Source organism: Micropruina sp., from assembly GCF_047606365.1.
Lineage (GTDB): Bacteria > Actinomycetota > Actinomycetes > Propionibacteriales > Propionibacteriaceae > Micropruina.
Genome location: NZ_JASGEN010000013.1, coordinates 19589 through 30868 on the forward strand (window position 1 = coordinate 19589; position 11280 = coordinate 30868).

Below are 11280 nucleotides of genomic sequence, written 5' to 3' on the forward strand. Positions count from 1 at the left end.
CTACGGGGTGGGCGATGCCGAGGGACTCGTCCGTTCGGTCTGCGACTCACGCGGCGAAGGCGTCGACTCCTCCTTCTCGGACGGCGTCGGGCTGGGCTCCTGCGGCTTGGCCGAGGCTGTCGGCTTCGGATCCTTGGGCGCCTTGCTCTCTTTCGGTGCGGCCGACGGCGTTGAGCTGTTCGACGGGGTCGGCTTCGGCGGGTCCGGGGTGGGAGTCTCGCTCGGTTCCGGATCGGACGGCGACGGCGACGGCGTCGGCGGCGTGCTGGACGGCCCGGGCGACGGGCGCACCGACGGCGAGGTCGGCGTGGGAGTCGGCTTGGGCGAGCGCGTCGGGCTGGTGCTCGGCTTGGGGCTCGTGCTCGGCTTCGGGCTCGCACTGGGCTTCGGGCTGGCGCTGGCCGAGGGCGACGGGCTGGGCGGCGTGGTCGGACCCAGGTCCTTGATCGGGCCGTCCGGACGTGGCGACTTCTTGCCGGTCAGATACGGCGCCGGATCGACGTAGACGCCGTTCTCCTTGATCTCGAAATGCAGGTGGCAGCCGGTCGACAACCCGGTCGTCCCGGACAGCGCGATGCCCTGACCGGTGTCGACCCGATCACCGACCCGCACCCCGATCCGGGACAGGTGGGCGTACTTGCTGATCACGTGCTTGCCCTTGTAGCGGCCGTGGTCGACGACCACCAGGTTGCCGTAGCCGCCGTTGCGGCCCGCCTCGATCACCCGGCCGCGGTAGGCCGCGACGACCACGGTGCCGCAGGCAGCGTGCATATCGGCACCGTTGTGCATGCGCCAGTAGTGCAGGATCGGGTGGAACCGCTGCCCGAACGCACCCGTGATCGCGCCGGGCACCGGCGAGACGAAGGCGCTGCCGTTGGTGGCGACCAGCGTGGCCGGCGGCGGCGCGGGCAGGCTGTCGTCATGGTCGACCCCGTCCTGGCTCGACTGCCCGTCGGGCGGCAGCGTCGGCAGCCCGTTGGCGAACGGCGACGCGGTGGCGCTCGGAGTGGGAGTCGGTGTGCTCGTGGCGGTCGGGCTCGGTGCGGCCGGGCTCGGCGTGGTCACCGGAGCCGTCCGGGGTACCGCGGACGTCACGGTCGACCTGCTCAGCGCCGGAATCAGCAGCACCGCGATCCCGATCGCCGCGGCGTTCAACAGATAGGCCCGCAAGGGCAGTCCCCCGCGCATGGTGCGACGCGGTCGTCGATGGTGTGGTGCCGGTGTTGTCTCGTCGGCTCGACGCGCCGCTCGGGCATCGTCGCGCGCGGTGTCTTCTGGTGGCGTGGTCATGTTCCCCCCAACTTTCCTCGCTACCAATCCGCGGAGCTTAACAAGGAAGTCAGACAGACGTGCCGATCAGATACCCTCTCTGAATTTTTCTCACAACCTCTTAGATCTTTTCCCAGGTATGGACGGGGGTATTGGTGTGCATGCGTTCCGCGTAGGCGGCCACCATTAGACGCAATGCCTCCACCCGGGGAATTCCCGATGCCTCCAATGCACGGACGGCTTCCACCTGCCATTGCGCACCATTGATGCCGGTCTTGCAGCGGCCCTCCACCACGCCGAGCAGGCGGTCGCGGATCTGCGGGTCGACGCCCCAGGCGTCCAGCCCCTGGTGCGCCAGCGGCAGCAGATGTCGCAGGATCAGCTCCGAGGCGGGCATCTCCCCCACCCCGGGCCAGAACAGGTCGGCGTCGATGCCGTGCCGCGCGCCCTGGACGAAGTTCGCCTCCGCCGTCGAGAACGCCATCCGTGACCACACCGGACGATCCTCGGCGGCCAGCGTCCGCAGGGTGCCGTAGTAGAAGGCCGCGTTGGCCAGCGTGTCGACGATCGTCGGCCCGGCAGGCAGCACCCGGTTCTCCAGCCGCAGATGCGGCGTCCCGCCGGCCACGTCGTAGATCGGTCGGTTCCAGCGGTAGATGGTTCCGTTGTGCAGCCGCATCTCGGACAACTGCGGCACGCCGCCGGCATCGAACACGGCCTGGGGGTCCTCCGGATCCAGCTCGGGCAGCAGCGCCGGGAACCAGCGCGCGTTCTCTTCGAACAGGTCGAAGATTGAGGTGATCCAACGCTCGCCGAACCAGACCCGGGGCCGCACCCCCTGATTGGCGTATTCGATCGGACGCGTATCGGTGGCCTGTTCGAACAACACGATGCGGGTTTCGGCCCATAACTGCCGGCCCATCAGGAAAGGCGAATTGGCGGCCAGTGCCAACTGCGGACCACTCAGCACCTGGGCGGCATTCCAGTTGTCGGCGAATTCCTCGGGGCGCACCTGCAGATGCAATTGCATCGAGGTGCAGGCCGACTCGGGCGCGACGGAATCGATGTAGCGAACCAGGGTTTCGCCGCCCGGACCTTCGATGTCGATGTTGATGTCCTCGCCGCGTGCGGCCAGCACCGCGTCGTTGATCGCGGCATACCGGATGTTCTCGCTCATCCAGTCGCCCTCGAAGGTCTCCGGCATCACCGTCGGCAGGATGCCGGTCATCAGGATGTGCGTACCCAGCGCCGCCGACCGCCGTTCGGCCTCGTTCATCGACGTCCGCAACGATTCCTCGAGGCGGGCCAGTTCGTCACCGGCCAACCGCCCCGGGGGCACGTTGAATTCGATGTTGAACCGGCCGAGTTCGGTCTGGTACTCGGGGTCGGCGATCGCGGCCAGCACATCGGCGTTGTCCATCTTCGGCCGGTAATCGGCGCCGATCAGGTTGAGTTCGATCTCCATGCCGGTCATCGGCTCGTCGAAGTCGAAACTGTCCGCGGCCAGCATCTGTTCGAACACGTCCAGGCAGTGCTGCACCTTCTCGCGGTACCGCTGTCGTTGTTCCCTGGTGTACGTCCTGGCTTCGATGTCCCGGCCCATGGCCGGGAGTATGGCCCACCTCGGACGCCGGGCGCATCAATTGCGGCCATCCAGCGAACCCAGCACGGAATCGGCATTCAGTTCACTGGCCTATGTTCAATCAGTTGAACGAACGCTAGGGTTTCGGCCATGTCTCCCGTTCGTGGTGGAACCGATGTCACCCCGCCCGGTGCCGCGCCCGCGGTGAGCCGGGCCGTCGCCGTCCTGGACGCGATCGCCGCGAGCGAGTCCGGCAGCATGACCCTGTCCGACCTCAGCCGCGATCTGGGCGTTCCCAAGTCGTCCACCAGCACGATCTGCACCGCACTGGAGCTCGGCGGGCTGATCCGCCGTGACGACCTGGGCTACTCGCTGGGCCGCAAACTGGTCGAACTGGGCGGCTCGTACCTCTCCCGCCTCGACCAGGTGAGCGAGTTCCATCGCGCCTGCCTGGAGTCGGACGTCCTGCGCGGCGAGACCCTGCGGCTGTCCACCGCCGCCGGCATCGACACGCTGTGCCTGGCCCGCTACGAGGGCCACCCGGCGATCCGACTCACCACGAACATCGGCGACCGGCTGCCGGCGTCGTCCTGCGCCCAGGGCAAGGCACTGCTGGCCAGGTTGGACGACTCGGAGATAGAGCGGCTCTACTACGGCATCGACGAGCTACCGCGGCTCACCGGCCGGTCCCGGCGCACCGTCCCCAGGCTGCTCAAGGACATTCGCCTGGCCCGCGCTCGCGGCTATGCCATCGACGACGAGGAATCGGCCGACAGCGTGGTCGGCGTCGCCGTCGTCGTCCCCACCCGCGGCGTCCGAGCCCCGATCCTGGCGATCAGTGTGACCAAGCACAAGTCCGAGTGGAGCGACGACGTCCGCGACACCATGGTCGCTGAACTCAAGCGGGTGGCCACCCTGCTCGGCAACCCGATGGCCACCGGCTGAGTGGTACGCGGGGACGGTTCTTTTCGTCCCACGCCCGACACCAAAGCGGTACGAAAAGAACCGTCCCTCCGTACCGGACAACCCGCCGATCGGGCTTGCCGGCCCTTTCCCTTCTCATGCCCTCGTGGGCGACAGCTGGAACCAACTTCGTTCGATCTATTGACCATCGTTCGGCCTATAGGGCAGACTTAGGGTACTTGCATCGAGAACAAAGGAGCTCTCATGTCCGAGCAATACGCCTCTCCACCCGCCGAAGAGCAGGACATCGTCGATCCGGTCCAACTCCGTCGGGCCACCCTCGCCTCGTCCGTCGGCTCCGCCCTGGAGTACTACGACTTCTACATCTACGGCCTCGCCAGCGCACTGATTTTCGGCGAACTGTTCTTCAAGCCGCTCGGCCCCGCCGGCGCCACCATCGCCGCACTGGGCACCTACGCGGTGGGCTTCGCGGCCCGCCCGATCGGCGGCCTGGTGTTCGGCGCCATGGGCGACAAGATCGGGCGCAAGGTCGTCCTGATCATCACCATCGCCCTGATGGGCGGCTCGTCAATGCTGATCGGCATGCTGCCGACGTACGACTCCGTCGGCATCTGGGGCGCCATCCTGCTGGTCGCGCTGCGGATCGCCCAGGGCCTCGGCGCCGGCGCCGAACAGGCCGGTGCCACCGTGCTGATCTCGGAGTTCGCACCACGCAAACGCCGCGGCTTCTTCGCCGCGCTGCCCTTCGTCGGCATCCAGGTCGGCACCCTGCTCGGTGCCGGCACCTTCGCACTGCTGGCACTGGCCAGCCGCGACGTTCTGTTCGGCTGGCTGTGGCGAGTGCCCTTCCTGCTCGGCGCGGTACTGATCATCGTCGCCGTCGTGATCCGGATGCGACTCAAGGAATCCCCCGCCTTCGAGGCACTCGAAGAGGCCGAAGCCAAGCAGGGCGAACACGTGAAGCAGACCGTTGGCCAGGCCATCTCCACCTCACGACGCAACATCCTGATCGGCATCGGGCTGCGGATGGGTGAGAACGGCAACTCCTCGATCTACTCCGCACTGCTGCTCGCCTACGTGGCCAGCCTGCCCGCCTACAAGGGCCAGGCGCTGCTCAGCACCTGGGGCGCGGTCGTCGCAGCACTGATCTCCATCTTCACCGTCGTGTTCTTCGGTGCCCTCTCCGACCGGGTCGGTCGCGTTCAGGTCTACCGCTGGGGTGCGTTCTTCAGCACCGTGTTCGCCTTCCCGGCCTTCTGGCTGCTCACGCTGGGTCACATCTGGCTGGTCCTGGTGGTGATGGGCGTCGGCATCGGCATCGGCGTCCAGGCGATGCTCGGCCCGCAGTGCGCGCTGCTGCCGGAACTCTTCGGGAACCAGCACCGGTTCACCGGCGTGGCGACGGCGCGCGAGTTCTCCGCGGTGCTCGCCGGCGGCATCGCCCCGCTGGTCGGCGCTTCGCTGCTGGCCGTGACCGGCAACGCCTGGTGGGTCGTCGCCATCTACTCGGCACTGCTGTCGCTGATCTCGTTCCTCACCACCTTCGTCACCCCCGAGACCATGGGTCGTAGTCTGACGGATCTCAACGACGCCGGACAGGAGACAGTGCATGCCTGATCAGGACAAGGTGCGGGTGGTCGTCGCCACCCCCCTCGCCCCCGAACTGTGCGACCGTGTCACGGCCGTCGACCCTCGGGTCGAGGTCGTGGTCGACCAGGAGTTGTTGCCGCCCATGCGGCACCCGGCTGACTTCGCCGGCGACCCCTCGTTCAGCCGGACGCCCGAGCAGCAGGCCCGCTTCGACGAGTTGGTCGACTCGGCCGAGGTGCTCTACGGCATCCCGGACGTTCAGCCACCGGCGCTGGCCCGCACGGTCGCCGCCAACCCGAAGCTGCGCTGGGTGATGACCATGGCCGCCGGCGGCGGCGGTCAGGTGGTTGCCGCCGGTCTGCCCGACGAGGCGTTGCAGCGGATCGTGTTCACCACGTCGGCCGGCGCGCACGGCATTCCGCTGGCCGAGTGGGCGATCTTCGGCCTGGTCTGCGGCTGCAAGGAGCTGCCCCGGCTGCAGCGCCAGCAGCGGGCTCACGAGTGGCCCAACCGGGTGGTCGGACGTCCGCTCGAGGGCAGCAGCGTGCTGATCGCCGGTCTGGGCGGCATCGGCCAGCAGGTCGCCAAGCGCTGCAAGGCGCTCGGAATGACCACACTCGGCGTCAAGCGTCGGGTCAGCGAGGTCGAGAACGTCGACGAGGTTCATCCGCTGGACGACCTGGCGAGCATCGTCAGCCGGGCTGATCACATCGTGCTCACCCTGCCCGGCACCGCGCAGACCGAGAAGCTGGTCAACGCACAGTTGCTGTCCCTGGCCAAACCCGGCGTGACGATCGTCAACGTCGGACGTGGCACCGTCATCGACGAGGAGGCCCTGGTCGACGCGTTGCGCTCGGGCCAGGTCGGTTTCGCCGCCCTGGACGTGTTCGCGGTCGAGCCGCTGCCCGCCGACTCGCCGCTGTGGGATCTCGACAACGTGCTGGTCAGCCCGCATTCGGGCGGCCTGGACAGCCGCGAGGACGAGCGGATCTGCGAGATCTTCTGCGACAACCTGCGCGCCTACCTGGCCGGCCGGCCGCTGGCCAACGTGGTGGATCCGGCACTGGGTTACTGAGCACTGACGTGGAGCTTTTCGTCAGCGCCAATGACGCCAAGCTGGTCCGTGACGCCGGCCGGGACGTGTTCCCGGCCGGCGTCGGCTCCGACACCCTCAGCCTGATCGACCTGGACGCCGAACCGTCCGCCGTGCTGGCCACGGTCGACGTCCGGACCTCGATCGTCGGTCCACCCCAGGCCGTCGCACTCTCCCCGGACGCCCGCTGGGCCGCGGTGGCGGCTCCGACCTCGTACGATCGCGACGCTCAGGCGCTGGTCTTCCACGAGATCCTGCAGGTCGTTCGGCTGGGTGAGGCCGACCCGGCGGTCGAGGTCATCGAACTCGGCAGCCACCCACAGGCGGTGGCCTTCACCCCGGACGGTGGCCGGCTGCTGGTGACGACGGTGAGCGGTGAGGTGATCGTGTTCGCGGTCACCGGCGAGCGGGTCGAACAGCGTCAGAGCGTCGCGGTGTCGTCCGGACGACTGGCCGGCATCGGCGTCCAACCCGACGGCAGCGCGGCGATCGTGTCGCTGCGGGACGAGCAGGGTGCGGTCGTCCTCGACCTCACCGGAGCCGACGTCACCGTGCGTCCGGAACGGCTGGCCACCGGGGTCAGTCCCTACGTGGTCGACACCGACGCCGCCGGCCGGTGGGCCGTGATCGGCAACGTCGGCTGGGGAGGCAAGGCACGTCAAGGCGGCCAGAGCGTGGCCGATGTCGACCTGGTCACCCTGGTGGACACGACTCAGGTTCCCTTCCGATCCGTCGATCATGCGGCGGTGCCGTCCATTCCCGAAGGCGTCGCCATCTCGCCTGACGGTCGTTGGGTGGTCGCGCTGTGCATGGCCGGCAGCCAGATCGGACGCGACCGGCCCGGCCACAGCGACACCGGACGCCTGGTCCTGTTCGCCAACGACAACGGACGCCTGCGCCGGGTCGACGAACTGCCCACCGGTGCCGCAGCCCAGGGCGTGGTGTTCAGCCGCGATTCGCGGCGGATCGTCGCCCAGCTGTATGCGGATCGCTGTCTGGCCGTCTACCGGATCGACGCCGACGCCCTGATCGACACCGGCGTCCGCATCGACGTGCCCGGTGGTCCCGCCTCTCTGCGCCGCAACTGATCCACATCATCAGGGCGCACGTCCCCGCGAACACCTAACGTCATCCCGGCGAACGCCGGGATCTCCTCCGTCGCGGGCATCCATGGAGATCCCGGATCAAGTCGGGGATGACGAGCCCCTTTGGTAGAGCAAGGTTCTGCACTGACCCTTTGGGGTGGGCCGCACTCGACGCGCAATAGGTCTAGGGTGATCGGCCGTGGGCGAAGTCATCTCGGTCTCAATGCTGGTGGTGGTACTCGGCTTCGCCGTCATCCGGCCGCGCGGGTTGCCTGAGGCGGTGGCGGCTGTCCCCGCCGCCCTGATCGTGCTGCTGACCGGCGCGCTCGGCTGGGACAAGGCCTGGGGCGAGATCGCGCACCTGTTCCCGGTGGTGGCCTTCCTGGCCGCCGTGCTGGTGATCAGTGAGTTGTGCGACGCGGACGGCCTGTTCCGCTACGCCGGCGCCCTGATGGCCGCGAAGAGTCGCGGCGACGCCCAGCGCCTGCTGGTCTTCGTCTTCATCCTGGCCGCCGTCGTCACCGCGGTGCTGTCGCTGGACGCCACCGTCGTGCTGCTCACCCCGGTCGTCTTCGCCACGGCGTCCCGGATGGGGGTGCGACCCAAGCCGCACGCCTACGCCTGCACTCATCTGGCCAACGCCGGCTCGCTGCTGCTGCCGGTGTCGAATCTGACCAACCTGCTGGCCATGTCGGCCGCCGGGCTCACCTTCGTCTCCTTCGCGGGGCTGATGGCGCTGCCCTGGCTGGCCGTTCTGGTCGTCGAGTACCTGGCCTTCCGGCAGTTCTTCGCCTCCGACCTGTCCATCCCGGCGACCGACCCCGAACCGCCCGAGGTGCCACCGCTGCCGCGCTTCTCGGCGATCGTGCTGGCGCTCACCCTGGTCGGCTTCGTGGTCGCCTCCCTGTTCCAGATCGAGGCCGCCTGGGTCGCCCTGGCCGGCGCCCTGGTGCTCCTCGTCCGGGCGCTGAAGCTCAAGCAGGTGACCGCCAAGGACATCCCGGGCTTCATCAACCTGGGCTTCCTCGGCTTCGTGCTCTCGCTGGGCATCGTCGTGACCGCCGTCGTCGAGGGTGGTCTGGGTGCCGCGATCGGCCAGATCGTGCCGTCCGGGCAGACCCTCGTGGCCCTGTTCCTTTGGGCCGGACTCGCCGCGCTGCTGGCGAACCTGGTCAACAACCTGCCGGCCGTGCTGGTGCTGCTGCCGTTCGCCGCCCAATCGGGGTCCGGTGCGGTGCTCGCAGTGCTGATCGGCGTCAACGTCGGCCCCAACCTGACTTACGTCGGGTCGCTGGCGACGCTGCTGTGGCGCCGCATCGTGCAGGCCCACGATCACGAGACGCCGATCCAGGAGTTCACCCTGCTCGGCCTGCTCGCCACCCCGATCGCCATAGTCGTCGGTGTGCTGGCATTGTGGATTTCACTCACCATCGGAGGTGTGGCATGAAAATCGTGATCTGGGTCCGGGAAGGAACCTGGCCGGCCTGTGTGGACGCGGCCCGCGAGCTGGCCGGTTCCGAGTCCGCGGAGGTCACCCTGATCTGCGTCCGGGAAAGCTCGCCGGGCGGTCCGCCGGATCCGGGCTTCGGCTCGCTGATGGGACGCGGCCGCCGGCGGAAGGCCACCGAGGAGATCGATCAGCTCAGCCAGGACGCCGCCGAAACCATGCTGCGCCGCGCCCAGGAGCGGCTCGGTCAGGAGGCCACCGCGCGGCTGGAGACCGGCTTCCCCGAGCGTGTCGTCACCGCGGCCGCAGATGGTGCCGACTATCTGATCCTGGGACGCGACGGCGATCGCCGCCGGCTGGGTCCGCAGAGCCTCGGCAAGCACACCCGTTTCGTGGTCGACCACGCCCCCTGCCGAGTACTCCTCATCTGGCCGGACAGGGTCCCCGATCTCGGCTCGATCCCTCCCCCGCCGCCCGACCGCTGACCCGAGCCCGGACAACCGACGTCTTCAGCTACCCGTCACGACGTCGGCGCTTGGCGTGCGCCCACAAACCCCTCCATCGTCATCCCGGACTTGATCCGGGATCTCTCTCGCCTGAGATCCCGGGTTGCTCGCGGATCCGGCGCCATCCCGTCCACGACTTCCTTGCCGAGTTGCTGACGGACACCGAGCCCCGGTGCTACTGTGCTGACGGAGCGGAAGCTCCTACCAAAAAGGGTTGCTACCCGATCGGGGCAAGACCTGAGTCGCATCGAGCGGTGCAACTCGGGTCGTTTTTTGTTTCCGGTCCAGACTTCCCCAACTAGCTAGTAGACAGGAACCGACAATGGCGTCCACTACAGCCGAGCAGATCGTCGAAAAGGTCGGCGGTCCCGGCAACATCACAAGTCTCACCCACTGTGCGACACGGCTTCGCTTCGAACTGAAGGACGCCAGCGTCGTCGATCAGAAATCGCTCGAAGCCATCCAGGGCGTCCTGGGCGCGGTACCGCAGAGCGGCGACCGCTATCAGGTCATCATCGGCGGCGCGGTCGCGTCGGTCTATGCCGACATCACCAACCTGCCCTCGATGAAGGGCGGCGCCAAGCCGGCTGCGGCCAGCGACGCCGACATCAAGGCCGCCGAACGAGCCAAGGCCCGCGGCAAGGTCGCCTGGCTCGACGCCTTCTTCGAGTACCTCTCCAACTCGTTCCGCCCGCTGCTCGGCGTGCTGCTCGGTTCGTCGCTGATCATCGCGATCGCCGCCGTCCTGGACGCGCTGCACATCGTCCCGTTCCAGGGCGCCGACCGGCTGACGGACGCGGGCGCGACCTGGGTGTTCTGGGACACTATGTGGCGCTCGGTGCTGTACTTCCTGCCGATCATGGTCGCCTACAACGCCGCAAAGGCGCTCAAGATCGACCCGTGGATCGGTGGCGCCGTCATGGCCGCCATGTTCACTCCCGACTTCTTGTCGCTCAAGAACGCGGCCGACACCGTCTGCACCACCAACCCGACGCTGGGAACCGACCAGTGCGTCGCGCAGATCTTCGGCCTCCCGATGCAGCTCAACGACTACGGCGGCCAGGTGTTCGTGCCGCTGATCATGGTCGCGGTGCTGGCCCAGCTCCACAAGCTGCTGCAGAAGATCTTCCCCGAGAACGTGCAGATGGTCTTCGTGCCGTTCTTCTGCCTGCTGATCATGGTCCCGATCACCGGCTTCCTCATCGGCCCGATCAGCATCTGGCTGGGCAGCGGCCTGGGTGCCGGACTCGCCTGGCTGAACAACACGGTGCCGCTGCTGTTCGCCGTTCTGATCCCGATGATCTACCCGTTCCTGGTGCCGCTCGGCCTGCACTGGCCGCTCAACGCGCTCATGCTCGCCAACATCAGCACCCTCGGCTACGACTTCATCCAGGGCCCGATGGGCACCTGGAACTTCGCCTGCTTCGGCGCCACCGCCGGTGTTCTGGTGGTTGCCAGCCGGGCCAAGGACATGGAGGTACGGCAGACCGCGATCGGCGCATTGGCCGCCGGCTTGTTGGGTGGCATCTCGGAGCCGTCCCTGTACGGCATCCACCTGCGCTACAAGCGGATCTACCCGCGCATGCTGATCGGCTGTGCGGTCGGCGGTGTGACGATCGGCATCCTCGGCTGGATGTTCGGTCCGGTGAAGGCCTCCACCTTCGCGTTCACCTCGCTGCTCACCATCCCGGTGTTCAGCCCGATGTGGATCTACACCATCGCCATCGTGGCGGCCTTCGTGGTGGCGATGATGCTGGTCATCATCAGCGACTACCGCACCCCGG

The 11280-nt window shown here is 67.9% G+C and carries 9 protein-coding genes; 7 read left to right on the plus strand and 2 right to left on the minus strand.

Annotation, left to right across the window (positions count from 1 at the left end):
• Both QM624_RS02265 and QM624_RS02270 read right to left on the minus strand, forming a co-directional pair.
• Entirely contained in the window at positions 1 to 1188 is a 1188-nt protein-coding gene (locus QM624_RS02265) for a peptidoglycan DD-metalloendopeptidase family protein (protein WP_415088483.1), read from the minus strand.
• 202 nt (positions 1189 to 1390) lie between these two features.
• Positions 1391 to 2872 carry a glutamate-cysteine ligase family protein gene (locus QM624_RS02270; RefSeq protein WP_415088484.1) on the minus strand — a complete coding sequence of 494 codons (1482 nt, stop codon included), beginning with the start codon at positions 2870 to 2872 and terminating at the stop codon, positions 1391 to 1393.
• 129 nt (positions 2873 to 3001) lie between these two features.
• Between QM624_RS02270 and QM624_RS02275 the strand changes: the two genes are divergently transcribed.
• From QM624_RS02275 to QM624_RS02305, 7 genes are all read left to right on the plus strand, one after another.
• Entirely contained in the window at positions 3002 to 3796 is a 795-nt protein-coding gene (locus tag QM624_RS02275; RefSeq protein WP_415088485.1) for an IclR family transcriptional regulator, read from the plus strand.
• Positions 3797 to 4018: 222 nt separating this feature from the next.
• Positions 4019 to 5392 (plus strand): MFS transporter, encoded by a 1374-nt coding sequence (locus QM624_RS02280; RefSeq protein ID WP_415088486.1) that lies wholly within the window; start codon positions 4019 to 4021, stop codon positions 5390 to 5392.
• Entirely contained in the window at positions 5385 to 6440 is a 1056-nt protein-coding gene (locus tag QM624_RS02285) for a D-2-hydroxyacid dehydrogenase (protein ID WP_415088487.1), read from the plus strand. Before QM624_RS02280 ends, QM624_RS02285 begins: the two co-directional genes overlap by 8 nt.
• A gap of 8 nt (positions 6441 to 6448) precedes the next feature.
• A complete protein-coding gene (locus QM624_RS02290) occupies positions 6449 to 7546 on the plus strand; it encodes a hypothetical protein (RefSeq protein ID WP_415088488.1) in 1098 nt (365 codons plus the stop codon).
• Positions 7547 to 7742: 196 nt separating this feature from the next.
• A complete protein-coding gene (locus QM624_RS02295) occupies positions 7743 to 8990 on the plus strand; it encodes an SLC13 family permease (RefSeq protein WP_415088489.1) in 1248 nt (415 codons plus the stop codon).
• Positions 8987 to 9475 (plus strand): universal stress protein, encoded by a 489-nt coding sequence (locus QM624_RS02300; RefSeq protein ID WP_415088490.1) that lies wholly within the window; start codon positions 8987 to 8989, stop codon positions 9473 to 9475. Before QM624_RS02295 ends, QM624_RS02300 begins: the two co-directional genes overlap by 4 nt.
• Positions 9476 to 9818: 343 nt before the next feature.
• Positions 9819 to 11280, plus strand: a 1462-nt coding sequence (locus QM624_RS02305; protein ID WP_415088491.1) for a PTS transporter subunit EIIC, incomplete at its 3' end; no start/stop codon positions are given.

Coding starts and splice junctions, on each gene's coding strand:
- QM624_RS02265 (WP_415088483.1), bottom strand. CDS start 1,188: ATGCGCGGGGGACTGCCCTTGCGGGCCTATCTGTTGAACGCCGCGGCG.
- QM624_RS02270 (WP_415088484.1), bottom strand. CDS start 2,872: ATGGGCCGGGACATCGAAGCCAGGACGTACACCAGGGAACAACGACAG.
- QM624_RS02275 (WP_415088485.1), top strand. CDS start 3,002: ATGTCTCCCGTTCGTGGTGGAACCGATGTCACCCCGCCCGGTGCCGCG.
- QM624_RS02280 (WP_415088486.1), top strand. CDS start 4,019: ATGTCCGAGCAATACGCCTCTCCACCCGCCGAAGAGCAGGACATCGTC.
- QM624_RS02285 (WP_415088487.1), top strand. CDS start 5,385: ATGCCTGATCAGGACAAGGTGCGGGTGGTCGTCGCCACCCCCCTCGCC.
- QM624_RS02300 (WP_415088490.1), top strand. CDS start 8,987: ATGAAAATCGTGATCTGGGTCCGGGAAGGAACCTGGCCGGCCTGTGTG.